Annotated in this window: 22 protein-coding genes and 1 tRNA gene; 6 read left to right on the top strand and 17 right to left on the bottom strand. The window is 68.5% G+C overall.

What is annotated here, in order from left to right; translation table 11 throughout:
• Positions 1–22 precede the first annotated feature (22 nt).
• From QWJ38_RS21760 to QWJ38_RS21745, 4 genes are all read left to right on the top strand, one after another.
• Complete coding sequence (locus QWJ38_RS21760; RefSeq protein WP_290361235.1) at positions 23–757, top strand: MgtC/SapB family protein; 735 nt, start codon at positions 23–25, stop codon at positions 755–757.
• A 16-nt stretch (positions 758–773) separates the two neighbouring features.
• Positions 774–1,217: a MarR family winged helix-turn-helix transcriptional regulator gene (locus QWJ38_RS21755; protein ID WP_290361234.1), complete on the top strand. Its 444-nt coding sequence runs from the start codon at positions 774–776 to the stop codon at positions 1,215–1,217.
• A gap of 160 nt (positions 1,218–1,377) precedes the next feature.
• Positions 1,378–2,277: an aspartyl/asparaginyl beta-hydroxylase domain-containing protein gene (locus QWJ38_RS21750; RefSeq protein WP_290361313.1), complete on the top strand. Its 900-nt coding sequence runs from the start codon at positions 1,378–1,380 to the stop codon at positions 2,275–2,277.
• Positions 2,278–2,370: 93 nt separating this feature from the next.
• The gene (locus QWJ38_RS21745) at positions 2,371–2,919 is read left to right on the top strand and encodes a DUF4136 domain-containing protein (RefSeq protein WP_290361233.1); all 549 of its coding nucleotides are present in this window, start codon (positions 2,371–2,373) and stop codon (positions 2,917–2,919) included.
• A gap of 24 nt (positions 2,920–2,943) precedes the next feature.
• Here the strand turns inward: QWJ38_RS21745 and QWJ38_RS21740 are convergent, their stop codons facing one another.
• The 4 genes from QWJ38_RS21740 to QWJ38_RS21725 form a co-directional block, all read right to left on the bottom strand.
• On the bottom strand, positions 2,944–4,512 hold the full coding sequence (locus QWJ38_RS21740; protein WP_290361232.1) for a methyl-accepting chemotaxis protein: 1,569 nt from the start codon (positions 4,510–4,512) through the stop codon (positions 2,944–2,946).
• Positions 4,513–4,597: 85 nt separating this feature from the next.
• On the bottom strand, positions 4,598–5,284 hold the full coding sequence (locus tag QWJ38_RS21735) for a Crp/Fnr family transcriptional regulator (protein ID WP_290361231.1): 687 nt from the start codon (positions 5,282–5,284) through the stop codon (positions 4,598–4,600).
• The gene (locus tag QWJ38_RS21730; protein ID WP_290361230.1) at positions 5,271–7,874 is read right to left on the bottom strand and encodes a bifunctional diguanylate cyclase/phosphodiesterase; all 2,604 of its coding nucleotides are present in this window, start codon (positions 7,872–7,874) and stop codon (positions 5,271–5,273) included. The genes QWJ38_RS21735 and QWJ38_RS21730 overlap by 14 nt, the downstream gene beginning before the upstream one ends.
• 134 nt (positions 7,875–8,008) lie before the next feature.
• Positions 8,009–9,547, bottom strand: coding sequence for an SEL1-like repeat protein (locus QWJ38_RS21725; RefSeq protein WP_290361229.1), 1,539 nt, complete (start codon positions 9,545–9,547; stop codon positions 8,009–8,011).
• 292 nt (positions 9,548–9,839) lie between these two features.
• Between QWJ38_RS21725 and QWJ38_RS21720 the strand changes: the two genes are divergently transcribed.
• Complete coding sequence (locus QWJ38_RS21720) at positions 9,840–10,883, top strand: porin (RefSeq protein WP_290361228.1); 1,044 nt, start codon at positions 9,840–9,842, stop codon at positions 10,881–10,883.
• 38 nt (positions 10,884–10,921) lie between these two features.
• Here QWJ38_RS21720 and QWJ38_RS21715 read toward each other — a convergent pair whose 3' ends face one another.
• Genes QWJ38_RS21715 through QWJ38_RS21685 form a run of 7 tightly spaced genes read right to left on the bottom strand, consistent with a single transcriptional unit; the run spans position 10,922 to position 19,671 of the window.
• Positions 10,922–11,812: a LysR family transcriptional regulator gene (locus tag QWJ38_RS21715; protein WP_290361227.1), complete on the bottom strand. Its 891-nt coding sequence runs from the start codon at positions 11,810–11,812 to the stop codon at positions 10,922–10,924.
• Positions 11,813–11,817: 5 nt separating this feature from the next.
• Positions 11,818–13,689 (bottom strand): acyl-CoA synthetase, encoded by a 1,872-nt coding sequence (locus QWJ38_RS21710; RefSeq protein ID WP_290361226.1) that lies wholly within the window; start codon positions 13,687–13,689, stop codon positions 11,818–11,820.
• 23 nt (positions 13,690–13,712) lie between these two features.
• Positions 13,713–14,738: an alcohol dehydrogenase catalytic domain-containing protein gene (locus tag QWJ38_RS21705; RefSeq protein WP_290361225.1), complete on the bottom strand. Its 1,026-nt coding sequence runs from the start codon at positions 14,736–14,738 to the stop codon at positions 13,713–13,715.
• Positions 14,728–16,371, bottom strand: a complete 1,644-nt coding sequence (locus QWJ38_RS21700; RefSeq protein WP_290361224.1) for a bifunctional 3-(3-hydroxy-phenyl)propionate/3-hydroxycinnamic acid hydroxylase — start codon at positions 16,369–16,371, stop codon at positions 14,728–14,730. Before QWJ38_RS21700 ends, QWJ38_RS21705 begins: the two co-directional genes overlap by 11 nt.
• A complete protein-coding gene (locus QWJ38_RS21695; RefSeq protein ID WP_290361223.1) occupies positions 16,368–17,324 on the bottom strand; it encodes a fumarylacetoacetate hydrolase family protein in 957 nt (318 codons plus the stop codon). Before QWJ38_RS21695 ends, QWJ38_RS21700 begins: the two co-directional genes overlap by 4 nt.
• Positions 17,325–17,337: 13 nt before the next feature.
• Positions 17,338–18,480 carry a VOC family protein gene (locus QWJ38_RS21690; RefSeq protein WP_290361222.1) on the bottom strand — a complete coding sequence of 381 codons (1,143 nt, stop codon included), beginning with the start codon at positions 18,478–18,480 and terminating at the stop codon, positions 17,338–17,340.
• Between the two features lie 12 nt (positions 18,481–18,492).
• Entirely contained in the window at positions 18,493–19,671 is a 1,179-nt protein-coding gene (locus QWJ38_RS21685) for an OmpP1/FadL family transporter (protein WP_290361221.1), read from the bottom strand.
• Positions 19,672–19,784: 113 nt separating this feature from the next.
• Between QWJ38_RS21685 and QWJ38_RS21680 the strand changes: the two genes are divergently transcribed.
• Positions 19,785–20,465, top strand: coding sequence for a TetR/AcrR family transcriptional regulator (locus tag QWJ38_RS21680; RefSeq protein WP_290361220.1), 681 nt, complete (start codon positions 19,785–19,787; stop codon positions 20,463–20,465).
• 655 nt (positions 20,466–21,120) lie between these two features.
• Here QWJ38_RS21680 and QWJ38_RS21675 read toward each other — a convergent pair.
• The 6 genes from QWJ38_RS21675 to rplT form a co-directional block, all read right to left on the bottom strand.
• A tRNA-Pro gene (locus QWJ38_RS21675) sits at positions 21,121–21,197 on the bottom strand.
• Between the two features lie 32 nt (positions 21,198–21,229).
• Positions 21,230–21,685: a MerR family transcriptional regulator gene (locus QWJ38_RS21670; RefSeq protein WP_290361219.1), complete on the bottom strand. Its 456-nt coding sequence runs from the start codon at positions 21,683–21,685 to the stop codon at positions 21,230–21,232.
• Positions 21,686–21,719: 34 nt separating this feature from the next.
• Complete coding sequence (locus QWJ38_RS21665) at positions 21,720–22,094, bottom strand: integration host factor subunit alpha (RefSeq protein WP_290361312.1); 375 nt, start codon at positions 22,092–22,094, stop codon at positions 21,720–21,722.
• A 42-nt stretch (positions 22,095–22,136) separates the two neighbouring features.
• Positions 22,137–24,551, bottom strand: a complete 2,415-nt coding sequence (gene pheT / locus QWJ38_RS21660) for a phenylalanine--tRNA ligase subunit beta (protein ID WP_290361218.1) — start codon at positions 24,549–24,551, stop codon at positions 22,137–22,139.
• Positions 24,552–24,584: 33 nt separating this feature from the next.
• A complete protein-coding gene (pheS, locus tag QWJ38_RS21655) occupies positions 24,585–25,622 on the bottom strand; it encodes a phenylalanine--tRNA ligase subunit alpha (protein ID WP_290361217.1) in 1,038 nt (345 codons plus the stop codon).
• Positions 25,623–25,747: 125 nt separating this feature from the next.
• Positions 25,748–26,104, bottom strand: a complete 357-nt coding sequence (gene rplT / locus QWJ38_RS21650; RefSeq protein ID WP_290361216.1) for a 50S ribosomal protein L20 — start codon at positions 26,102–26,104, stop codon at positions 25,748–25,750.
• Positions 26,105–26,123 lie beyond the last annotated feature (19 nt).

The raw sequence follows: 26,123 nt of genomic DNA, 5'->3' as shown, positions 1-26,123 counted from the left end.
CTTCAACCCGGCCGCTGATCCGATGCTTGGTCAACTGCAACACTACTGGAGCGGCAGCTTCCTGGCCGCCAACGCCTTCATCGGCCTGAACCTGCTCGGGGCCCTGCTGCTCGGGGCGCTGGTGGGCTACGAGCGCTCGTTCAACGGCCGGGCCGCCGGCATGCGCATCTACGGCCTGGTCTGCATGGCATCGACGGCGCTGACCGTCTTCATCGGCCATGCGCCGCTTTGGTTTGGCGGCACGGCCCCGCATCTGCTGGCCGATCCGACGCGGGTGGTGCAGGGCATCGTCACCGGCATCGGCTTTCTGTGCGCCGGCGTGATCACCAAGGACGGCCTGAACATCAGCGGGCTGACCACGGCCGCTTCGATCTGGACCTCGGCGGCGATCGGCGTGCTGCTGGGCGTGGGCTTCTATGCGGCGGCGCTGCTGCTGGCCCTGCTGTGCATGTTGTCGATGTCGCTGCTGCAGCGGGTGGAGGCGATGCTGCCGGGCCGCACCACGCTGGATGTCACGCTGAGCTTCCGGCCGCCCCATCCACCGTCCTACGACACCGTGGCCGGCATCGCGGCCGCGCGCGGCTACCGGCTGCTGCGCGACAGCCTGAGCATCGGCCTTGCCGAGGGCCGCCCGGTCTGGCGCTTCAGCGTGGTCGCGCTCGATCGCAGCAGCGCGATGGCGCCGGCCCTGCTGGCCGACGAGATTGCCGCCCATCAAGGTATTGCCAGCTTCAGCATCACGCCGGTGCGCAACTGATCACGGTAGACAGAGCATGTTGGAACCAGCCATCGCGCAGCGGTCGGAGATCGTTGATGAGCTCGACGCGCTGCTGCAACGGGCCGCGCAGGCCATGGGCCGAGATATCGAAGAGCGCCTGCGCGAGCAGGGCTTGACCCAGGCGCAACGACGCGCCCTGGCGATCCTGAGCCGGCAGGCGCTCACGCCGACCGCCATCTCGCTGGCCCTGAATCTGGACCCAGGTGCCACGACACGGCTGCTGGATCGCCTCTTGGCCAAGCGACTGTGCCGGGGGCGCCACGACGGCGTCGATGGCCGCCCCTTGCAACTGCAGATCACGGCGCTCGGGCGGTCGGCGCTGGAGCGAACGGAGGGCACGATGGCGGCCGTCCTGCGCGACTGGTTCTCCGCTGTCGACGACAAGGAGCTGGACGTGGCGCGCAGCCTGCTGTCCGGGCTGCTGGCATCGCGGACATGAGGGACAGCGCGTCCGGATTTCGGTGCTGAACCGAGACCGATGCAAGACGACCCGCAAGCCGGCAATGCGGACACTGCAGACATGCCGAACGTTCGCGGTCCTTTGCCGCAGCGCTATGGCCCGCAAGCCCCGTCATCCCATGCTTCAGCACCTTCCCTACATCAAGCTCGCCATCGTCGCGGTCTTCGTCGCCAGCACCGTCCATGTCCATCGACGCGGCCGGGTGCGCCTGGGTTTCTGGCGCCAGCTGACCGATCACTCGACCTTCATGGCGCCGATCAACTGCCTGATGTATCTATGCTCGCGCCTGCCCAACCGGCCCTATCTGCCGGCGGACCCGTTCCCGGAGCTCAAGCTGCTGGACGAGCACTGGCGGGAGATCCGCGACGAGGCCTGCCGGCTGGCGGCCGCCGGCGAGATCAAGGCTTCGGACAAGTTCGACGACGCCGGCTTCAACAGCTTCTTCAAGACCGGCTGGACCCGCTTCTACCTGAAGTGGTACGAGCAGGTCCACCCGTCGGCCAAGGCGCTGTGCCCGCTGACGACCGGGCTGCTGCAGCGCATCCCCAGCGTGAAGGCGGCGATGTTCGCGGCCTTGCCGCCGGGCGCCCGTCTGGTGCGGCATCGCGACCCCTTTGCCGGCTCGCTGCGCTACCACCTGGGCCTGCTCACGCCCAACAGCGATGCCTGCTACATCTCGGTCGATGGCCAGGACTACAGCTGGCGCGACGGCCAGAGCGTCATCTTCGACGAAACCTATCTGCACCACGCCGAGAACCGCTCGGACCGCATGCGCATCATCCTGTTCTGCGACATCGAGCGGCCGCTGAACAACCCGCTGGCGCGCGCCTTCAACCGCTTCATCAGCCGCACGCTGATCCGCGCCGCCGCGGCACCCAATGCCGACACGGACCGCACAGGCCGGCTCAACAAGGCCTTTGCCCATGTGCAGCAGGCCCGGCTGGCCGGCAAGCGCATCAAGGCCCGCAGCCGCCTCGGCTATTACCTGCTGAAGTGGCTGCTATTTGGCGGCCCGCTGCTCTGGTGGTTCTGCGCCTGAGCGGCCGGGACCTGTCCATCACTGCAAGCAAGACACGCACCGCCACGCGGTGCTCACGCCGGCCAAGCCGGCATTCCAAGGAGGAACCCCAAGATGTTTTCCAAACGACGTTCTCTGCTGCTCGGACTGACTGCCCTGACCCTGGGCCTGGCCGCTTGTGCGTCCAAGCCCGAGCTGTCCCGCATCCAAGACCCGGATGCGGACTTCCATGCCTACCGCAGCTTTGCCGTCCTGCCGGGCCGGCCTGACGGCAGCAGCTCGCTGGTCGAGCGCCGCCTGATCGCGGCGGCGCGCCTGCAGATGGAGCGCCGCGGCTATGTGTTGGACGAGTCGGCGCCCGACCTGCTGGTGAACGTCGCCGCGGTCCTGGAAGACCGGCAGCGGCTGCGCCCGGCGGCCGCCGATGCTCCCGGCAAGGAGGCGGTGGTGACCGAGGAATACCGGCTCGGCCGTCTGGCGGTCGACCTGATCGATGCGCGCCGCCGCGACGTCGTCTGGCACAGCACGGCTGAGGGCCGGGTCAGCGCCGAGATGCTGCGCGACGCGGGCACGGCGGCCGAAAAGGCGGTTGCGGCGGTCTTCGAGAGCTTCCCCGTCAAGCCGAAGGCACGGGTCGCGGCGAGCGCGCCGGCATCCCGGTAGGTCGGAAGGCCGCCCTGACGGCGCTCAGCCCGCCTGCCTTGCCGGGTCCTGCCGGAAGGCAGCCACGGCGGCCAGTAGATGGCGCGCCTGCTGCCGCAGGCTGTCGGAAGCCGCCGCACTCTGCTCCACCAGCGCGGCATTCTGCTGCGTGGCCTGGTCCATCTGGCTCACCGCCATGCCGACCTGCGCCACACCGGCGCTCTGCTCGGCACTGGCACTGCTGATTTCTCCCATGACCGCCGTGACGCCGCGGATCGACCTGAGCGTCTCGCTCATCGTCGCGCCGGCCTGATTGACCAGGGCCGTTCCCTGCTCGACGCGCACGACGCTGTCCTCGATCAGCCGCTTGATGTCCTTCGCGGCTTCCGCCGCCCGGCCCGCGAGGCTGCGCACCTCGGCGGCCACGACGGCGAAGCCGCGCCCCTGCTCACCGGCGCGCGCCGCTTCAACCGCCGCGTTCAGCGCGAGGATGTTGGTCCTGAACGCGATGCCGTCGATCACGCCGATGATCTCGGCGATCTTGCTGGAGCTGTCGTGGATACCCTTCATCGTGTCGACAACCTGGCCGACCAGCTCGCCGCCCTTGGCGGCGATGCCTGAGGCTTCCAGGGCCAGCTGGTTGGCCTGCCGGGCGCTTTCGGCGTTCTGCCGGACTGTCGCCCCAAGCTGTTCCATCGAGGCCGCGGTCTGCTGCAGGCTGCTGGCGGTCTGCTCGGTCCTCGCGCTCAGCTCGTTGTTGCCGAAGGCCATATCCGCGATGCCCGCATGAACGCCGCTGGCCTGGCTGCTCACATCGTCGAGCAGAGAGCGCAGGTTCAGCGCGGATTGATTGACCGCGCGCAGCAGCATGCCGATTTCGTCCACGCGGTCGAGGCTGGCGCTGCGCTCCGGATTGCCCGCGGCCGCACTTTGCGCCACCCGCAGCACCGTCGCCAGTGGCCCGGCGATCTGCGCTTCCAGCCAGAGGTTGACGGCGCAGCCCGCCAGCGTCGCCGATGCAAGCACGATCCCGAGCGCACCGATGCCCAGCCCCGCCGCGGCGCAGCTGCCGAGCACAAAGGCGAAGCCGGCCAGCGAACCGCAGCGGATGCGCCACCGGACCGGCATCGTCTGGAGCGCCGACATCCACCCCAGCATGCCGGTGCGAACGAGCAGGCCCTTGTACAGCGCTCGGCCGCGCAGCCTGCCCTCGCGGAGGTCTCGATAAAGCGCATCGGCGGCAGCGACTTCGGCGCGGGTCGGCTTGGTCCGTACCGACATATAGCCCAGCAGCCGGCCGTCCCGGCGCACCGGCGTGGCGTTGGCGCGGACCCAGTAGTGATCGCCGTTCTTGCGCAGGTTCTTCACCAGCGCGGACCAGGCCTCGCCCTCCTTCAAGGTGGCCCACATATCGGCGAAGGCCTGCTTGGGCATGTCGGGATGGCGCACGATGTTGTGCGGCTGCCCGAGGATCTCGTCCTGCTCGAAACCGGAGACGGCAACAAACGCCGCGTTGGCGTAGCCGATGTGGCTTCGCGTGTCGGTGACCGACATCAGGGTCGCGTCGTCGGGATAGTCGAACTCTTTCTGCGTGACGGCTTGCGTGGTGCGCATGGTTTCCTTTCCTGCTATTTGCTTTCCTTGGCAGGGCGCGTCGCCCTGCCGCGGTTTGAACCGCCCCGGACCTCGCCGGTGGCCCTCATGGAACTTCATGCGGAGAAAGGCGTGCCAGCAGCGCGCTGCGGACCAACTCGCAGCGCCTGCGGTCGAGGCGCTTGATGCCCCCTTCGCTCTCCAGCGTGCGCAGGGCTCGCGCGATCGATTCGCGCCGGGTTCCCAACAGCTCCGCCAGGGCCGCGTGGCTCGGCAGCGCCACCACCGCTGACTTGTCCGCGTCGCCCAGCAACACCAGGACATAGGCCAGCTGGTTGGCCATGCCCGGCAGCCGCAGGGCTTCTGCCCAGGCGGCCACCGAGGCAAAGTTCTCCACCACCGCCCGGGTCATATGGACCATGAACTGCGGGACGCTCGCGCTCATTTCCCGCATGGCGAGGACGGGAAGCTCGCAGACGCGAACCGTCGTGTGGGCGAAGCAGGAGACCTGATTCGGGCTGCCGAACATACCGAGGAACCCGAATGCCTGGCCGCGGCCCATGACGCCGATCGGACGCGAACGACCGTCCAGCCCGCGGCGATGAACAAAGGCGGTGCCCAGCTTGATGACGCGCACGAAGGCCGTGTCCTTGCCCTCCTCGAGCAGGGCGTCGCCGCGATGGAAGATGCGCTCGCGTAGATGGGGTGCCACCAGGGCGCGCTCCGCCTCTTCAAGTCGTCCGAGCACGCAGCGCGGGCCGATTGCGCAATCGCCGCAGCTATTCGCAGACATAGGTGGCTTGGAGGCAATGTGGTGTCAGAGACTGTCGACAAGGGATGCCTTTCTGTGTCAGCCAGGCCTCGCATTGCGCGGCCGAGATCGGCGCACTGAACAGATAGCCCTGCAATTCGTCGCACCGCTGCTCACGCAGGAAGTCGCGCTGATCTGCGGTTTCGACGCCTTCGGCCGTGACCTCCAGGCCTAGGGCGTGCGCCAGCGCGATGATCGATGCGGCGATCACGCGATCGCTGCCCTCGACCTGCAGGCCCTGTACAAAGCTGCGGTCCACCTTCAGCCGATGCAGCGGAAAGGTCTTCAGGTAGGCCAGCGAGGAATAGCCGGTACCGAAATCGTCGATCGCGAAGCGCACGCCTAAAGCGTTGATGCGATGCAGCAGTACGGCCACCTCGCGTGGATCTTCCATCAGCGCGGTTTCCGTGATCTCGAGCTCGAGCTGCCGCGCCGGCCAGCCGGTCTCGAGCAGCACCTGTTGCACGCAGGCGGCGAAGCCGGCGTGGCGCAGCTGGTGGGGCGACACGTTGACGGCCATCGTCAGGTCCGCAGCGCCGGCCGCGCGCCAGCGGGCGGCCTGCGCGCAGGCCTCGCGCAGCACCCACTCGCCGATGGAGACGATCAGTCCGCTCTCCTCTGCCAGACTGATGAAGACATCCGGAGGCACGTTGCCGTGCAGCGGATGCCGCCAGCGCAACAGGGCCTCGTAGCCGCTCAGCGCCCCGTCGCTGGCGTGCACACGGGGCTGGAAGGCGAGCTCGAACTGGCCCCTCTTGGTCGCATGCGCGAGCTCGCGCTGCAGCGACGAGCGCTCGCGCAGGCGTTCCGTCATCCGCTGCTCGAAAAAGCACCAGGTGTTGCGCCCCCGATGCTTGGCCCGGTACATCGCCAGGTCGGCATTGCTCAGCAGCTCCTCGACGCTTCGTCCGTCGGTCGGGTACATCGTGATGCCGATGCTGGCTCCGACCTTGAAGGCCTGCCCGCCATGCGCGAAGTCGGGCTCCAGCACACGCAGGACCTTGCCTGCCACGGCCGCGGCGTCAGCCTGCTGGGCGCCGACCAGCAGCACGGCGAACTCGTCGCCCCCCATGCGGGCCAGCAGATCGCCGCCACGCAGAGTCTGGGCGAGCCGGCGCGCGACCTGGCACAGCAGGGCATCGCCTTCGCTATGGCCGAAGCTGTCGTTGACCTGCTTGAAGTTGTCGAGATCAATGAACACCAGGGCCAGCGTGCCGCCGTGACGCTCGGCGTGGGCCAACGCCTTGGTGACGCTGTCGCGAAAGTGGCGCCGGTTCGGCAGCTCGGTCAGCGCATCATGCAGGGCCTGCCGCATCAATGTTTCTTCAAGCTGGCGGCGCTCGGTCACGTCGCGCACGATGCACAGCGTGCTGTGCCCGTCACCGAACTCCTGCGGCACCAGCGCGATCTCGACGGGAAAGCTGCCGCCATCGCGCCGCGCCGCCGTGAGCGATCCGCCGCGCCCCATCTGGCGGGCCTGCGGACTGACATCAAAGCGCGTCCGTGCCCGCTCGTGTTCGTGCCGCAGCGCTGCAGGCAGCAGCACCTCGACCCGCTGTCCCGTCAGTTCGCCGCTCGCCCAGCCGAACATGGCCGCCGCCGCCGGGTTGGCGTGCAGAATGCGCCCGCTCCCATCGACCAGCAGGAGCCCATCCGGCGCACTCTCGAAAAGCTGTTTGTAGCGTCGGCGGTCCACCTCCACCGCGCGACCCGATTCGACCAGCTGGTGCCATGGCAGCAGCACGCCTTTGCGAAACAGCGCCAGGTACACAAGCAGGCCGGCGAGCACCTTGTAGCCATCGCTGAAGATCCCGCCCGCGTGCTGCAGCGGCGGCATGCCGGAGCCACCGGCCACGCCGATGGCAAGCAGCAGCGCCGCCATGGCCAGCAAGGCGAAGGCGGCCGCGCCGCGCAGATGGCGAAGGAACAGCAGGCCCGCGGCCACCAGGGCGGTCGCTGCGAGCGCCAGCTCCGCGTAGGCCGCGGCCTGCTCCGTCCCGGGGCCCCACTGCAGCGCAGCCCGGGCCAGGGCGATGCTGGCCGCGATCCAGATCCCCGTGACGGCGATGCCGGCGCGAAGCGCGCGCGGCGAGCCCGGGTGGGCAGGTCCCAGCGCGGCCGCCAGCAAGGCAGCGATGGCCGCGCCATCGGTGCTCAGCAGCATCACCGTTGCCGCGTTGGCATCATGTGCGGCCGCCAAGCCGGGCATGCCAGGCGCCATCACCAGCTGCATCGCCGCAAGCACCGCCACTGCGAAGAAGCCGAAGCCTGCGATCACGAAGTTGAGCGGCTGGGCCCTGCGGGTGTTCCAGGTCAGCAGCGAGATCGCCAGCGCGATGGCCGCGCCAACCATCTTGACCAGCACATGCAGGCTGGCCAGCAGCGGTGGTCGCAGCTCGGACAGCGGCAAGGACTGAGCAAAGGCCAGCAGCGCCGCCGTCGCGACGGTGAGCAGGGCCAGCCCGCTCGTGCGCGCTTCGCTGGACGGCTCGCTATACACCGCCGGCCGCGGCCCATTCGACCGCTCGGTTCGGCGGGCGGAAGTCGGCTCTTGCACGGGAAGATTCAGCATGGACCGATCCTGTCGCATGGCCGCTGAAGGATGTGTGCACCGGGCTCCAATTGAGCGATATCGCGCACGCCCTTGCAGTCCCCGCGCCACATCGGACGATCGGCGGGCAAGGCGTGCGCGGGCTGCGGCCCACATCAATCTGCCAAGGCCATGCGCAGCGGCTGCCGCGCGCGGAAGGCCCATTTGCCGCCGAGGCGGAACGAGTCGAGTGCCCCCGACGAGGCGACCGCGAAGAACATCGCTTCCTCCAGTCCCAGCGCGGCGAACAGGCGCCGCTGGTTCAGCGAACGGCGGCGCAGGTCGCCTTCCTGGCGGGCCGCCTCGGCACCCGCACGCGAGAAGCGCTCGGCCACCGCCCGCAGATGCTGCAGCGCCTGCGGCCGGAGTGCCGGTATCGCGCGCGGCGCCGACAAGCGGATCTTCGCGATGAAGGGGTTCTTCCCGACCACCAGGCCCCAGGGCCGCCGGCCCGATGAGGGATCGAAGCACAGGGCCTCGAGTTTGGTGAGGCCGAACTCACGCGCGATGCGCAGACGCGCGGCCAGCCATTGATCGTGATTCGCCACCGCGGCAATCGCCGCCTCGGCCGCGTCCTCATCGCCCTCCAGCGGCAACACCAGCGAGCGCAGCAGCAGGCGCGCATGCTCGTCGCCTTGTGCAGCGGCGCTATGCAGCCAGCCCAACGCCTGCTCCGACTCCGGCAGCGTGGAAGCGCCGCGCAGCAGCAGCGCGCCCAGGCGCCGCTGCGCCTCGGCCACGCCGCAGGCCGCCGCCTTCTCCAGAAAGAAGCGCGCCATCTGCGGATTGGCCACCGAGTGGTGGTGGTCGGCATGGAGCCGGTACAGCTGCAGCCATGCCGCCTCGCAGCCGGCATCCGCGGCACGCAGCAGCAAGGCAGCGCCCTTGCGCAGGTTCCGACCCTCGGCGATGGCCCAGGCCGGCAGGCGGCCGAGATCGATGCCGCACAGCGCGCGGCCCAGTGCGTGGGCCGCGACACGGTCGCCGGCGCAGGCGCGGGCTTCCAGCAGCGGCTCGATGACGCCGGCCGGCAGCGCTGCAAGCACCTCGCCCGCGCTTTCCGCGGCCTCGACCATGCGCACCAGCAGCGCCGGCAGTTCCTCAGACCCATGGCCGGCAAGTGCGATCGCAGCCGCGAGCGCCCCGGCCGCAGCCTGCAGTTCGCGGGCCGCGAGCGCCTGCTGCGCGGCCGCATGGGCCACGGCATGGGCATCGAGCAATCCATGCTGCGCGAGCGTCTGCAGCCGCGGCTTCAGCGCGCCGGCCAGGCCGGGATCGAGGGCCGCCTGTGCGGCAATGCAGCCCTGGCGGGCGGCCGCCTGCAGCAGCGTGGTCCCCGTCACCGCGGCCGGGTGGCGGGCCAGCCACCAGGCAGCCAGCTTGGCCTGCGCGATGCTGCAGCCGGCGTCGGCCGCACGCTCCAGCGCAAGCAGCATGCGCGCTTGCACGATCTCGTCCAGCCTCATGTGCTCGGCCACGATCCGGTCCGCCGCCGCCGACGCGGCCACCGCCGGATGGGCGAGGTACTCAAGGCCGCTGGCCAGGTGCCGGGTGAAGCCGTCGCTGCCTGCGAGAAAACGGCGGCCGACCTCGCAACGCGCCTGGGCGTCGCCGCTGCGTGCCAGCGCGAGCAATCTGATGTTCTGTCTTTGCATGTCCTCGAAAACCTGCTGTTCAAGCCGGTCGCCACCTTAAGGCTTGCTCAAGGGTTTTCCCTTGCCCAAACGGTGAACGGGGCATTGCGGAAATCGGAACCATCGCCGGCCGCGCGGGCCTGGCGGACCAAGGGTCGCACCGATCACGGGGGGGCGTGCGAGCACAAGGGAGGGCCTTGTGCTCATGCGCCTTCCGCTGCGGGTTCGGGCTTTCTAAGCTGACTCCGTCGTCGCAGCCTGTATCCACATGGCATGCGGCGCATTCGACATCCGAAACAACAAGAGGAAACCTATGAAGAAGATTGCTGCGCTGGCCCTGCTCGCCGGTGTGTCCGCATTGGCGCAGGCGCAGACCCAGATCACCCTGTTCGGCGTGGTCGACGTGGCCGCGCGCCATACCAAGAACGGCGACGAGAGCCAGACTTCGCTGGCCTCCGGTGGTGCGGAGAAGAGTCGCCTGGGCATCCGGGGCACCGAGCAACTGAGCGGCGGACTGAAGGCCAGCTTCTGGCTGGAGGGCGGCCTGAACGCCGACACGGGCAGCTCGTCGGACAGCTCGCGCTTCTGGAACCGCCGCTCGACCGTGAGCCTGCATGGCGGCTTCGGCGAAGTGCGGCTGGGACGAGACGCCACACCCACCTACAGCGGCTATGCCAGCTACGACGTCTTTGGCGCCAGCGGCGTCGGCGATGCCAGCAAGTTCGTCAGCAAGCTGGGCACCGATGTCGACACGCTCGAGCGTGCCGACAACCTGGTCAGCTACCTGCTGCCGGCCGATAGCGCTGGCTTCTACGGTCAGGTCTCGGCCGCTGCAGGGGAAGGCGCGGCCGGCAAGAAGTACTACGGCGGGCGCCTCGGATTTGCCCGCGGAGCGCTCGACGTATCGGCCTCCTATGGCGAGACCACGGTCAGCCCGCTTGCCGGCAGCAAGGACGACAAGTACAAGCTCGGCAGCCTCGCCGCCTCGTACGACCTGCGCGTGGCCAAGCTCAGCGGCTATGTCAGTCAGGCCAAGTACGCCGACACCAAGCTCAGCATCGCCAACCTCGGCGCCTCGGTGCCGGTCGGCCCGGGTTCGGCGCGCCTGTCCTATACCTACGTGGACGCTTCGGGCCGCACGGCCGCCGGCCTCAACACCGAAGACAACGACTCTGGCCAGTTGGCTGTGGGCTATGTCTACGACCTGTCCAAGCGCACCTCGCTGTACAGCACCGTGGCCTATATCGACAACAGGCACGGGGCGAGCTATGTGGTGGACAGCAAGCCCGCGCTGCTGAGCTCGAATACCGGCAAGAACTCCACCGGCTATGAGTTCGGCATCCGCCACAGCTTCTGATCGGTCGTGCCGAGCCGCCGACCCTCGCGTCGGCGGCTTCAAGCCGCCTGCAGCCGTTCGGCGTGCTCGATCAGGTGGTCGAGAAAGGCCCGGGTGCGCAGCGGCAGGTGGCGCCGGCTGGCAAAGGCCGCGACCAGGGTGAAGCGCTCGGAGATCCAGGGGGCGAGCACGCGACGCAGCTGGCCGCTGCGCAGCATCGGCGCCGCCACCTGCAAGGCCTGGCTGCTGATGCCCGCGCCGTCCAGCGTGCTTCGCAACACCGCCTCATGGTCATTGCAGCTGAGCACGGGCGGCGCGCAGACGAGCTCTTCGTGATCCGGGTCGGTCTCGTCGACCAGCCACAGCTCGTTGGCCGCAAGGTCGGGCAGGCCCAGGCGCAGCAGTGCGTGCTGCTGCAGATCCTGCGGTGATTGGGGCATGCCGTGGCGGTCGAGGTAGCCGGGCGAGGCACACAGGATCGAGCTGCCCTCGATTACGCGCCGCACGACCGTCTCGGCAGGCAGGGTGATCTGCGCGGTCAGCAGCGTGATGTCGTTGGCCTCGATGCCGTGCGAGGCCAGCATGTCCGAACGCAGTTCGATCGTAAGCTTGGGATGACGGCGCCGAAAGTCGGCCACCGCCGGCGCGACCAGATGGGTGGCCAGGCCGGGCAGCGACGCCACGCGGATGCAGCCGGACATCTCCCGCGCATGACTGCGCGCCAGTTCCTCCGCCTCGTCGACGTCGGCAAGAATGCTGCGCACACGATCGAGATAGACCTCGCCTGCCGGCGTCAGGGCCAGCCGGCGCGCGCTGCGCTGCAGCAGCCGCACGCCCAGATGGGCTTCCAGCTCGCCGATCAGGCGGGTGATGGCCGAGGGAGAGACCTTGAGCTTGCGGGCGCAGGCGGCGAAGCCGTTCTCGGCCACCACCTGATCGAACACCGCCATCGACCTCAGCCTGTCCACGACAGCTCGAAGCGGAAAGGGAAACGGCCCAGCACCGCGCGCGCAGCTTCGGCCTCGGTTTCGCTCACCAAGGTGACCTCGACCCGGATGCCCAGGCGCGGATCGTTGATCACCTCGATGGCTGCGGCCGGCGCGCCGGCTTCCTGCAGGGCCGTGCCCAGCGCATCGGCGATTTCGCGCTGCCGCAGCGCGGGCTTGAAGATCTTGCCGATGCCGGTCAGCGGCATGGCCGGCAGCAGCCGGATCGCCTTCGGCCACGCGGCGCGTTCGGCGATGTGTTGCCGGGCGAAGGCCAGCAGTTCGTCCTCGGTGGCACTGGCGCCGGGCCGCAGCTGCACATAGACCACCGGCAGTTCGCCGGCATGCGGTTCGGGCCGGCCGACCGCGGCGGCCAGCTGCACGGCCGGATGACGGTGCAGCGGCTCCTCGATGCTGGCCGGGTCGATGTTGTGCCCGCCGCGGATGATCAGCTCCTTCTTGCGGCCGGTCAGGTAGAAATAGCCCTCGGCATCCTGCCGGCCGAGGTCGCCGGTATTCAGCCAGCGCCGGCCGTCCCGCAGATCGAGCCACAGGCCCTGGTTGTGGCCCGCGTCGCGATAGCCGGCGAACACATTGGGGCCGCTGATCACCAGCAGGCCGACCTCGCCGACATCGCAGTCGCGCAGATAGCCGCCGGCCTCGTCGAGCACGACGGCCTTCATCGGCTGCAGCGGCAGGCGCAGGCCGATCGAGCCCTTGCGCCGTTCGCCGCGCGGCGGGTTGCAGCTGCTGACGCAAGTGCCTTCGGTGAGGCCATAGCCTTCGAGAATCTTCAGCCCGGTCTGCTGCTGGAACGATCGCATCAGCTCTACCGGCAGCGGCGCCGCGCCGCAGAGCCCGTACTCCAGCGAGCCGATGTCGCGACCATCGATCGGCTGCTGCAGCAGCGCCGCATAGACGGTCGGCACGCCGCTGAAGAAGTTGATCCGGTGCCGCTCGACCAGCTCCCAGAAGCGCGCGATCACGCCCTCGCCGCGGTAGCCCTGGGGCGTGCCGATGACCACATGGGCACCGCGCGAGAAGGGCAGCAGGCCGGTGACCAGCACGCCGTTGACGTGGAACAGCGGCAGTCCGCAGAACAGGGTCTTGCCGGGCGCAATGCCATCGCCGAGCATCTGGCCAGTGCTCCAGGCATTCGCCACCTCGTTGCCGTGCGTGCGCATCGCGATCTTCGGCGTGCCGGTCGTGCCGCCGGTGCAGAAATAGGAAGAGGGCTCCTCCGGCCCGATCACGCGGCCGCCGACGAGGTGGTTGGTCGGCTGGCGCTGCAGGCCCTGCGCGAAGTCGTGCACGGCGCAGCGGCCTGGCGCGCTGTGCGTCCGGCCGGACGGATCGATCAGCAGCACATGCTCGAGGCTGTTGATGCCGTCCAGCAGCGGCGCCAGCTTCGTCCACAGATCGATGCCCGGCAGCGGCGCCAGCGTGATCAGCACCTTAGCTCGCCCGGCCCCGAGCAGCTCGGCGATCGCCCCGGGCTCCAGCAGCGGGTTGATCGCGAAGGCGATGCCGGCCGCCTGGCCGCCCCAGATCGCCAGATGGGTCTGCGGCAGATTGGGCAGCACAAAGGCGACCACGTCGCCGCTGCCCACGCCCAGCTCGTGCAGCAGGTTGGCGGTGGCGGTGATGCGGGCGAACAGCGTCGCGTAGGTCCAGACCTCGGGCCGCGCATGATCCTCCACGCGGGCAAAGAAGGACAGCGCCGGTGCGTCGGGATGGGCGCGCGCCGTCGCGCCGATCATCTCGTAAGTGCTGGCGGGCAGCGGGCCGTCGAAGCCGGCTTCGAGCGCCAGCACATCGGCAAGGGAGGCAATTCCGTTCATGGCAGGGTCGGGATGAGAGAGCGTCATGGCAGCAGCACCGCGCGCCCGGAAAGGCCGGCGGCCACATGGGCGAAGGCGGCGTGGGCCTCGGTCAAGGGCACGGCGAGGCCGACCGGCAGCCGGAAGCGGCCGAGGTTGACGCCGAGGGCCAGCGCGTCCAGGGCCGCGCGATCGGGCTTGAACAGGGTCCAGCTGTAGCGGGCCCGTGGCGCGCGGGCCACCACGGCGGCCTGGACGCAGCGGCGGTCGCGGCGGGTAGCCAGCATCCCGCCCAGCCATCCCAGCCGGTCGAAGTTCGCCAGCAGCGGATGGACCGTGGTGGCCTGACCCAGCGCTTGCGGGCCGAGGCGGGAAGCGAGCACGTCGTCGTCGTCCCAGTTCGCGAAGTTCAGCACCACGTCGAAGTCGCTGGGCAGCGAGGCAATGGCCAGCGGGCCGCGCTCGACCGTCAGCTGCGCCCCGAGCGCCCGGGCCTCTTCCCGCCGGCCCTTCGCGCAGATCGCCGTCACCTGGCTGCCCCACAGGCGCAGCTGCTGCAGCGCCAGGCTGCCCAGGCCGCCGCTGGCGCCATGGACCAGCACCCGGGCGCCGCGCGCGTTGGCGGCCTTCAGGCCGGCCGAGCGCAGCGCCAGCCACATCGTCGTGAACGAATAGGGCAGCACCGCCAGCGCGGCCGGATCGGCTTCTTCCGGGGCGACCCGCAGCAGCTGCTCTGAAACCAGCACATGAGTGGCATGGGCGCCGCCCGCGCGGCCGGTGGGCAGCAGGCCGAACACGCGCTGCCCGGCAGCGATGCCGGTCACGTCGGCGCCAACCGCCACGACAAGGCCGGCGACATCGTTGCCCAGCGCCAGGGGGAAGCGCGCGGCGCCCTTCAGCCCCAGCAGGCGGCGGCCGTAGCCGGCCGCGCGCTTGACGTCGATCGGGTTGACCGAGCTCGCCTGCACGCGCACCAGCACCTCGCCGCTGCCGGGCTGCGGCAGCGGCGCGCTGCGCAGAGTCAGCCGCGCCGGTGTGGCGGGCTCGCTGCAAATCAGTTCATGCCGCATGGTGGGATTCCTGCAAATTCTGATTGACCGCTGGCGGTGTCGCCGCGGGCGGCGCGACGAGCGCCAGCGCCTTTCTCAACAGCGCCTCGACCTCGGCCACCGGCCCCTCGGCCAGCACGCAGCGGTCGGGCCTGACGATGGCCACCCAGCCCAGCGGCACCTTGCGCGGCAGCAGCGCCTCGTCGAGCGCCTCCAGGCGCCGCGCCGCCGGTGCTAGGTGCTGGCCCTGCGACCGCTGGCACCACTGCCATATCCAGCCGCCGGCCGCCTGCCAGCGCCGAATCAGCGCAGCCGGCAACGCGGTCGTCGGGTCGACGCCGAAGCCGATCAGCGCCCATTGCAGGCCCAGTGCATCGTCGCTGAGGACCGCCTGGTCTCCGTTGGCCGGGCGGACCCAGCCCTGCGGCAGCATGGCTCCGGCGCGCAGCCGCTCGTGGCCGCGATCGCGCCAGAACAGGCCCTCGTCGAAGGTGTTCTGCGGCTTGATCTTCAGGTCCTCGAGCTGTGCGCGTCCGGCCGGCAGCAGGCGCAGCAGGCTCATCAGCCCGTGCACGGCAAAGGCGGTGGCGCGGTTCTGCGGCATCACCAGGGCGCCGAGCAGCAGCGCCAGATTGATGATCTTCTTTGCATGGGGCCGCCGCTCGGTGTCGTAGCTGTCGAGCACCCGCTCGCTGGCCTGGCCGCGCAGGACCCAGGCCAGCTTCCAGGCCAGATTGGCCGCATCGCGCAGGCCGGCCACCAGGCCCTGGCCGGCAAACGGTGGCGTGATGTGCGCCGCATCGCCGGCGAGGAAGCAGCGACCCTTGGAGAACTGCTTCACCTCGCGCGCATGGAAGCGGTAGACCGCCGTGCGCTCGATGCGGATGCGCTCGCTGTCGCACCAGGGCGCGAGCAGCTTGCGCACCGATTCCGGCTTCTCCATCTCCTCGGGCTTTTCGCCCGGGCGCAGCATGAACTCCCAGCGTTGCCGTCCCCCCGGGGCCACCATGCGCGGCGTCGGGCGGCGCGGGTCGCAGACGAACTCGACATGGTCGATCGGCGCCGGCACATCGACGGCATCGACGATCAGCCAGTCCTGCTGGAAGGTCCGGCCCTCGAAGTCCAGCCCCAGCGAGCGTCGCACCAGCGAACTGGCGCCGTCGACGCCCACCATATAGCGGGCGCGCACCTGGCTTGTCTGGCCGGCGGCGTCCTTCAGCTTGGCCTTGACGACGTGGCCATCGTCGACGAAGTCCTCCAGCTCCATGCCAAGCCGCACCTCTACCTCGGGGTATTGCGCGAGCCTGTCGCGCAGCACGCGCTCGAGCTCCGGCTGGTAGAAGCTGACCAGCGTCGGGTGGCCGTCGATGATGCCGCCGCTGTTGATGCGGGCAAAATGGCCGAACAGCGGCGAGCGGTACTGCACCTGCGGAATCGCGATGGTCGCGAACTCGCCGTCGCGCAGGCCGGCCAGCTGAAGAATGCGCAGCGCCTCGTTGTCGAGCACGATGGCGCGCGGCTTCGGGAAGATGGCGGTCGCCTTGTCGATGGCCAGCACGCGCACGCCGTAGCGGCCGAGCAGGTTCGCCAGCGCCGCGCCGACCGGCCCCAGCCCGACCAGCAGCACATCGGTGTCAAGTTGCGCGGCGTTCATGGTGCGGTGATGCGGGTGGTTTGCTCTCCGAGGTCGATCAGGCCGTCGTCGGTCCGGATCGAGGCCTGGATGCGGTCACCGGGCCGCAGATAGGCGGGGTTGCTGGCTCCCTTGCCGATGAAGGCGCGCCACTTGCCCGCTTCGCTGAGCAGATGCTTGAGGACGAACATCACCAGCTTGCCCGGCGCGCGGGCGGCGCAGCCGGCCGGGGTGCCGGTCGCGATCAGGTCGCCGGCATGCAGGTCGTGCATCGCGGCGAGCTCGCTCAACGTGGCGGCCGGCCCGTGGATCATGTCGGCGCAATAGGCGTCCTGCCGCGGCTGGCCGTTGACCGACAGGCGCATGTGCAGCTCGGGCCAGCGCGCCCATTCCTGTGGCGTCAGCAGCACCAGGCCCGGACCCACCGGGCCGAAGCCGCGGTAGCTCTTGCCCTTGTAGAACTGGCCCTGCGGCAGCTGCACATCGCGGGCCGACAGGTCGTTGACGATGGTCACGCCGGCCAGCCATTGCGGCAGGTCGTCGGGGCCGACCCGGGTGCCGGCAGGCAGCGAGCGGCGCAGCACCAGGCCGAGCTCGATCTCGTAGTCCAGCAGCTGAACATGGGCGGGGCGCACCACCGGCGCGTCGGCCGCCGTGATGCAGGACGGGGCCTTGGTGAAGATCGTATTGAAGGGGAAGTGCTCGACGCGCAGCCCCGACTCGGCGATATGGCTGCGGTAGTTGACGCCCTGGCAGATGAACTGCTGCCGGTCGGTGACCGGGGCCAGCAGCTCGACCTCGTCAATCGGCAGCGTGGCGCTGGCGGCCTCGGCCGCCCAGATCGGCGCCCAGCAGCTTTGCAACAACTCGCCGGTGCTGAGAGCCCCGCTGGCAAGCGGGGCGATGCGGCGGCCGAACAGGACGCCCCAGTGGGGCCTGGCGTGGTGGGTGTAACGGACAACGGTGCGTGGCATGGTGATTCGGGAGTTAGAGCCAGGGGCGTGCGGGCGCATCGAGCGCTGCGCTGAGGAGCTTCAGGCGCTGCGGCGTGATGGCCTTGCGGCGGATCAGGCCGAGCAGGCGCAGCAGCGTGCGCAGGTTCTTCTGCGGCTTCATCGAGGCCGGCGCGTCGGCGCCCCAGGCCCAGATGCCGCCGAAGTCCAGCGGCGAGTACGCGGTCTCGGCGTCGGCGGTGAAGACGTCGCCATCGGTGTAGTGCTCGTACTCGAAGCCTTCCGGGTCGTACCAGTAGTCGAACAGCTGGCTGCCCAGCAGATGGCGACCGATGCCCCACATATGGCGGTGGCCCTGCGCGCGCAGCACCTGCTGGCCCTGGCCCAGCGCGTCGAGATCGAGCACTTCGTAGGCGCTGTGCTCGTACTTCTCCTCGATGCCGCCGACGATCACCAAGGTGTGGTGGTCGGCCGGCTGCGCGCCGAGGTCGAGCCGGCAGAAGGCCAGGTTCGGGCTGCCGTCCGGCAGGTATTGCACATCGGTCGGGATCAGGCCCAGCACCCGCAGGTACCAGCCGGCCATGCCGGCGAAGTCCAGCGTCTGCAGCACCACATGGCCGAGCCGGACAACGCGCGCCGCCTCGATCGGCGTGCGCACGGTGCGGTTGACGCGTGGCGTGTGGTCGGCCGTGTTGGTCGTCGCCGTCACCGAGGGCCGCAGCGGCAGCGGCTCGACGCGCGCCTGCCGCTGCAGCAGCCAGACGCTGCGGCCGCTGGGGTCGCTCAGCTCGATGCCGCGGCCGCCGGCGGGCAGCTCGGCCGGCAACAGCCAGCGCGCGCCCAGCTCCTGGACATAACGCTGCAGATCGGTGTCCTCGGACATCAGGAAGGCCGGGCCGACGAAGCGGTCCGCAGGACCCGCGCTCGCGATGGCGATGCAGGGGACGGTGCCGGTGCCGCGGGCCACCAGACGCTGCGGTGTGGCGGCGGCGATATGGAAGCCGAAGTCGCGCCAGAAGCGCTCGGTCGCGACCAGATCGCGCTTCTCCCAGCGCAGGAAGGCCAGCTCGGTGGCACGCCCCAGGGCCGCAGGCCGCATCAGCGGCTGAATGCCGGCCGGCAGCCGGCTCTCGGGGTAGGACTCGGGCTGCCGCAGTACGGCTTGTTGAGCGCTCACGTCAAACTCTCTTCAGAAGCGGTGGTGATAGCCGAGCAGGAGCATCTGCACCTTGCTCGTCAGCGAAGTGCCGGTGCTGGGGCCGGTGCCGTTCAGCGTCGAGCGGGGATTGAGCTCGTAGCCGAGATTGATCTCGCCCTGGGGATTGAGTTGCCAGCTGCTGCCCAGGGTGAAGGCGCGCTCATTGATCGAGGGCACCAGCAGGTTCTGCAGGGTCCGGGCGCTGTCGATCTGCCCCTTGTTGAGGCTGAGGCCCGTGCGCAAGCTCCAGCGCTCGTCCAGCTGCCAGGCCGCGCCGAGGCGCAGAACCGGCTGGTTGCGCCAGGCAAATCCGTTCGGATCCTGCATCGCCTTGATCTCGCCCCAGAGGATGCGCAAGTAATCGGCCGCCAGGCTCAGCCGCTCGCTGGGCCGCCAGGCGACGCCGATGCCGTACTGCGCCGGCACGTCCACGCGGCCGTCGCTGTAGGCCAGCAGGTCCTGCTCATAGCCCTCTAGCCTGCCCATGCGGGTGCGCGACTTGAGGCTGATGCCGAACGTCCAGTCCTCGGCCGCCTGCCACAGCAGGCCCGCGCGCAGGCCGACGCCGGTGGCCGATTGCCGGCCATGGCCGGGCACCGGATAGAGGCCGCCGGGCACCGGCGCCGGAACGATCACGCCCGCGGCCTCGAACTGCTGCGCCGCCATATTGAGGCCCAAGCCCAGCGAGAGCTGCGGGCTGGGCGTCCAGGCGACGGTCGGAATCAGCTCCAGCACGCGCAGCGTCGTCATGGCCGCGGCGGCACCGGTTACCGGCAGGGCCGGCTGGCCGTAGTCCGAGCCGGCGCCGCTGCCGGCGATGCTGAGCCCCATGGCCCAGCGCGGGTCCGGACGCCAGTTGATGCCGCCCTCCGGGGCGGCCTGCGTCTGCTCGTTGTGCAGCTGATTGCCCGGCAGCACGTAGTTCGCCGACGAACGCCCGTTGAACAGCTGGATGCCCAGCGTCGATGAGGAGGGCAGCACGCCCATACCCGCGGGATTGTTGGCGGCGGCCTCGGCGTCGAGTGGCAAGGCGATGGAGGCGCCGCCCATTGCTGCGTTCTTGACGCCGTAGCCACCGGGTTGTGCCCCGTTGATGGCCAGCACGGCGCCGTGAGAGGCCAGCGTGGCGGCCGCGACGGCAAGTAGCTTGAGCCTGCGGGTTGCTTGCATGTCGTCTCCTGGTGAGTGTCGCGAAACCGTTCTTCTTTTCGTGATCATAATGACAAATATGTCATCATGACAATAGTGTCGTTTTAACCAGACCTTGCTGGCACAATCGATCCATGCAGACCGAGGACCACCGACAACGGGTCGCCGCCGAGCGGCGTGAGCGCATGCGCGCCAGGCTGATGGCCAGCGCGATGAAACTCGTCGCGACCAAGGGCCCGGGGGCCCTGTCGATCGACGATGTGATCTCCGCCGCCCAGGTTTCCCGCGGCAGCTTCTACAAGTACTTCCCCTCAGCCGAGGCGCTGGTGCGCGAGCTGGCCGTGGACATCGCCAACGAGCTGATCAAGATGGCCGAGCCGGCCGTCCAGCGCTATGACGATCCGGCGGAGCGGGTGTCCTGCGGCATGCGCCTCGTGGCCCGACTGGCGCTCGAGCATCCGCTGGCGGCGAGTTTCCTGGTCCAGCTCGGATGGCCGGACGTACGCGGGCCCGCGGTCCTGCTGAACTTCGTCGAGCGTGACCTTTCGGAGGGGCTGCGGCGTGGACGGTTCACGACTATGCCCATTGCCCTGGCCTTGAACATCGTTGCCGGCACCGTCATCGGTGCGGCCAACTGCATGCTCAAGCCGGACTGCCAAAACGACTTTGCCGAGCAAAGCGCAGCCGCTGCATTGCGGGCGCTGGGCCTGGATGCCGCGGAAGCCAGGCGGATTTCGCGGCTACGTTTAAAGCCTGTAGAGATCGGGGCTCAGGGCTTGCTCTCGGACGTATTGACTGCCCAGCTTGATCCTTGACGATGCCGAGAAATCGCCGCTAGCGATCGCAGAACAGTGGCCCTGCTTTAGGGCCGCAAGGCAGCTGCCGTAAGCAGGGCCAAAGACCGGGCATGTCTGCATAGGTGTCGCGCCGCATGGCGAAGCACACAGATTAGCTAGCTGGCGTGCGGAACCCTCGTGCCGGTTGACGGCGTACGGCTGCAGGTCACCATACGGGGCCAATCAGGCAGCCCGCCGCTGTTGAAGCTGCATGGCAATGGCGGATCGGCGGACGAGATGATTTGAACGGTCTGATGAATACCGCAGCTGAGCGCTACAGCGTCTATCTGCGCGGGATCAATGCAGCGAAGGGGACGACTGGCTGCGCAACGGCACAGCGCATCCGTGCTGCGTCATCGGCTCGACGCGGACCGGCTAGCCTGCCCGTCAAGCTCCACCGCCAATGCGCCGCGCGTCACTCTAGGGTTAAGAGGACGCGGTCGGTCGGATTACCCGCGCAATGCTTTCGTGAACGCATGCCGAAACAGCATGAGTCCCAAGCAATTGCTGGTCGGATCTTCCGTAGAGGACCGTGGAACTCCGCATTCTGCTGCGAAAGAATGAAATTCATCGCAAGAATGAAAAATGGGTTAGATGCTTTCGCATCTAACCCATTGATTTCTTTTGCTTTTCTTGGTCGGGACGGCGGGATTCGAACTCGCGACCCCTTGCACCCCATGCAAGTGCGCTACCAGGCTGCGCTACGCCCCGACTGAGCCTGTGATTATAGGCTATTTTTTCGCTCAAACCGATAAGGCTTCGCGAATCGACAGCAATTCGGCCTTGACCTGTTCGATCGACAGTTTTTCGGCGCCGGCCAGCGCATGCAGGGCGATGGCCGCGCGCGCCTCCTCGCCGGCCGCATCGAGCGCCGCCTCGGCATAGGCGGCCTCATCGGCCTCCTGGCGGAAGGCTACCGCCAGCGCCTCGCCGCGCGCGGCCTGGCCGTCCAGCAGTTGGTTGCGGGCACCGCTGATCGTGAAGCCCTGGTCGTAGAGCAGATCGCGGATGCGGCGGATCAGCAGCACCTCATGGTGCTGGTAATAGCGCCGGTTGCCGCGCCGCTTCATCGGCTTCAGCTGGGTGAATTCCTGCTCCCAATAGCGCAGCACGTAGGGCTTGACGCCGCACAGATCGCTGACCTCGCCGATCGTGAAGTAGCGTTTGGCCGGAATTGATGGGAGAGCCGCTTTATCCATTCAAATCAAGGGCTTCAGGTGGGGAGGTCAGACTCTACTCGAAGTCTTCCCCGGCCGGTGTATCACCTTGCACCTGGCCCTTGAGTTTGTGGCTGGCGTGGAAGGTCACGACATTGCGTGCGGCGATCGGGATCGCCTCGCCGGTGCGCGGATTGCGGCCCGGCCGCGGCGCCTTGCGGCGGATATTGAAGTTGCCGAAGCCGCTGAGCTTGACGTCGTCGCCGCGCACCAGGGTGTCGTGGATGATGTCGAAGAAGGCCTCGACCATGTCCTTCGATTCGCGCTTGTTCAGGCCCAGCTTGTCGAACAGCAGTTCGGCCAGTTCGGCCTTGGTCAAGGTCGGCGTCTCCAGGCTGGGCAACAGCACCCGCGCCGCCGCTCCACCGCCGTTGTTGTTGTTGTCGTCCATCATCGCAGCGCCCTCATCCATCGTTTTGTTCTTCGCCCACCCTCAGGCGCGCAGTCGGGCGCCGAGCCGCTCGGCCAGCGCCTGCAGCACCGCCGCCACCGTCTGCTCGATCCTATCGTCGGTCAGCGTGACCTCGTCGTCCAGCAGTTCCAGCCGCACGGCCATGCTGCGCTCGCCCGCCTGCAGATCCCCGCTGGGCTGGGCCGGCTTGAAGACATCGAACAGCCGCGCCGAGCGGATCAGGCCATCGTGCGCACCGGCGATCGCCGCCATCAGCGCCTCGTGCGTGACCTGCTCGCCGACGATGACGGCGATATCGCGCTGCACCGATTGCTGACGCGGAACGCCCTGCCCCTGCGGCAGCGTGCGGGCCAGCACGGCGTCGAGGGCCAGTTCGAACACGACCGGCGCCGACGGCAACTCATAGCCCTGGCGCCACTTCGGATGCAGCTCGCCGATCACGCCGATGTCGGCGCCGTCCAGCTCGACGCGGGCGCTGCGGCCCGGGTGCAGGGCCGGATGCTCGGCGGCTTTGAGCCGCAGCTGGCGCGGCGCGAACAGCGCCTCCAGATCGCCCTTGACATCGAAGAAGTCGACCTGGCGATCGCGCTGGCTCCATTGCTGCTGCTCCGCCGGGCCCCAGGCAAGACCTGCCACCCGCATCGGCTGCGCAACGCCGGCGATCGTCGAATCGCTTTCCACCACGGAGGCGTCGCGCAGGAAGACGCGGCCGATCTCGAACAGGCGCACGCGCGGGGCCTTGCGCGTCAGGTTGTAGCGCAGGGCGTTGATCAGGCTGCCGATCAGGCTGCTGCGCATCACGGCCAGCGGCGCGGCGATCGGGTTCAGCAACTGGATCGGATTGCTGTTGCCAGCCAGCTCCTGCTCCCAACGCGCCTCGACGAAGCTGAAGTTGATCGTCTCGTAGTAGTCGCGGCCAGCCAGCGCATGGCGCAGCGCATGGATCGCGCGACGCGATTCGCTGCGCACCTTGCCAACGACCGGCGCCAGCGGCGGCGTGTCGGGCAGGCTCGGGTAGCCGATCACGCGGATCACTTCCTCGATCAGGTCTTCCTCGATCTGGATGTCGAAGCGCCAGCTCGGCGGCGTGACCGTCAGCATGCCCTCGCCTTGCGTGAACTCCAGGCCCAGGCGCTTGAACACCTCGGCGCATTGCGCTTGCGTGACCGGCATGCCGATCACCTTGGCGGCGCGGGCAACGCGCAGCGTCACCGGCTTGCGCTCGGGCAGTTGCGTCGTCTGATCGTCCATGGGCCCCGCCTCGCCGCCGCAGATCTCCAGGATCAGCTGGGTGATGCGCTCGATATGGTCGACCGTGCCGGCGGGATCGACGCCGCGCTCAAAGCGGTGGCCCGCGTCGGTGGAGAAGTTGTAGCGCCGCGAGCGGCCCATCACCGCCTTGGGCCACCAGAACGCGGCCTCGACGTAGATGTTCTTGGTCTCGTCGGAGACCGCCGTGTGATCGCCGCCCATGATGCCGGCCAGCGACTCGACCGCCGACTTGTCGGCGATCACGCCGACCTGCTCGTCGACCTCGATCGTGTTGCCGTTCAAGAGCTTCAGCTGTTCGCCCTTCTTGCCCCAACGCACGACCAGTTCGCCATCGATCTTGTCGAGGTCGAAGATATGGCTGGGCCGGCCCAGCTCGAACATCACATAGTTCGATATGTCGACCAGCGGCGAGACCGGACGCTGGCCGCAGCGAGCCAGGCGATCGACCATCCACTGCGGGGTCTTGGCCTTGGTGTCGACGCCGCGCACGATGCGGCCCGAGAAGCGGCCGCACAGGTCCGGCGCCTCGATGCGCACCGGCAGCTTGTCGAGGTGCTTCACCGCGACCGGCTGGAAGCTCGGTGCCTGCAGCGGCGCGCCGGTCAGCGCCGAGACCTCACGGGCGATGCCGTAGACGCTCAGCGCATGGGCCAGGTTCGGCGTCAGCTTCAAGGTGAAGAGCATGTCGTCGAGCTGCAGATGCTCGCGGATGTTCTGGCCGATCACAGCCTCGGCGCTCAGTTCCAGCAGGCCGCCATGGTCCTCGCTGAGCTTCAGCTCGCGGGCCGAGCACAGCATGCCGAAGCTCTCGACGCCGCGCAGCTTGCCCTTGCCGATCTTGAACGGTTTGCCATCCTCGCCCGGCGGCAGCTCGGCGCCAATGGTGGCCAGTGGCACCTTGATGCCGGCGCGCGCATTCGGGGCGCCGCAGACGATCTGCAGCAGCTCCGGGCCACCGGCATTGACCGTGCAGACGCGCAGCTTGTCGGCGTTCGGATGCTGCTCGGCCGTCAGGATCTCAGCGACGACGATGCCATGGAAAGGCGGTGCCACCGGGCGCAGCTCCTCGACCTCGAGGCCGCTCATCGTCAGCAGCTCGGCCAGTTCTTGCGTGTTCAGCGGCGGATTGCAGAAGGCCCGCAGCCAGGATTCAGGAAATTGCATGGTGTTCGATCTCTTGCTTCGGTGGTGCTTGGCTTACTTGAATTGCGACAGGAAACGCAAGTCGCCATCGAAGAACAGGCGCAGGTCGTTGACGCCGTAGCGCAGCATCGCCAGCCGGTCGATGCCGGAGCCGAAGGCGAAGCCGATGTACTTCTCGGGGTCCAGGCCCATATTGCGGATCACCTGCGGATGGACCTGGCCGGAGCCGGAGACCTCCAGCCAGCGGCCCTTCAGCGGGCCGGAGCCGAACATCATGTCGATCTCGGCGCTCGGCTCGGTGAATGGGAAGTAGCTGGGACGGAAACGGATCTGCATATCCGTCGTCTCGAAGAACTGCTGCATGAAGTTCACGTAGACGGACTTCAGGTCCTTGAACGAGATGTTCTCGCCGACCCACAGGCCCTCGACCTGGTGGAACATCGGCGAATGCGTGGCATCGCTGTCCACCCGGTAGGTGCGGCCCGGCGCGATCACGCGGATCTCGGGCATCGGCAGCCCGGCGTCGATGGCGGCCTGGTGCTTCTTCACATGCTGGACCGCGTAGCGGATCTGCATCGGGCTGGTGTGCGTGCGCAAGACATGGCCCCCTTCGATATAGAAGGTGTCGTGCATCGAGCGGGCCGGATGGTCCTCGGGCGTGTTCAGCGCGGTGAAGTTGAACCAGTCATTCTCGATCTCGGGGCCGTCGGCGACATCGAAGCCCATTGAGCCGAAGATCGCCTCGATGCGCTCCATCGCGCGCGTGATCGGGTGCAGGCCGCCGGTGCCGCGCTGGCGGCCGGGCAGAGTCACATCAAGCGCCTCGGCTTTCAATTGCTGCTCGAGCTCGGCATCGGCCAAGGCCTGGCGGCGGGCATTGAGGGCGGCCTCGATGCCGCCCTTGAGCACATTGATCTCGGCCCCGCGCGTCTTCTTCTCCTCGATCGTCAATGCGGCCAGCCCCTTCATCAGCTCGGTCACGCGGCCGGACTTGCCGAGGAAGCGCGCCTTGGCGTTCTCCAGGTCGGCGGGCGTGGCCGCGGCCGCGAAATCGGCCTGGGCGCTCTGTAGCAATTGATCGAGATCGTTCATCGCGGGGCGGATGCGTATCTTTGAGTGGACAGAATAAAAAAGGCCGAACACCAGGTGTCGGCCTTGAAAGGTCGCACCCCGGCTTGCGCCGGGGCCAGCAGGCCGCATCGCTGCGGCTTTGCGAATTAAGCGAGAGCGGCCTTCACCTTGGCGAAGATGCTGGCAAAACCAGCCGGGTCGTTGACGGCGAGGTCGGCCAGGACCTTGCGGTCGATGTCGATCTCGGCCTTCTTCAGACCTGCCACGAACTTGCTGTAGGTCAGTCCCAGGCCGCGGCTTGCGGCGTTGATACGCGCAATCCACAGCTGACGGAACACGCGCTTCTTGGCACGGCGGTCACGATAGGCGTACTGGCCCGCCTTCATCACCGCCTGCTTGGCGATGCGGAAGACGTTCTTGCGACGGCCGCGGAAACCCTTGGCCAGGGCCAGAACCTTCTTGTGACGGGCACGGGCGGTAACACCACGTTTAACGCGAGGCATGTTTAACTCCTTTTGTTAG

This window comes from Roseateles violae, assembly GCF_030410485.1.
GTDB lineage: Bacteria > Pseudomonadota > Gammaproteobacteria > Burkholderiales > Burkholderiaceae_C > Roseateles_D > Roseateles_D violae.
The sequence above is the reverse complement of the archived record's forward strand: the minus strand, read 5'-3'. Positions and strand labels throughout refer to the sequence as shown.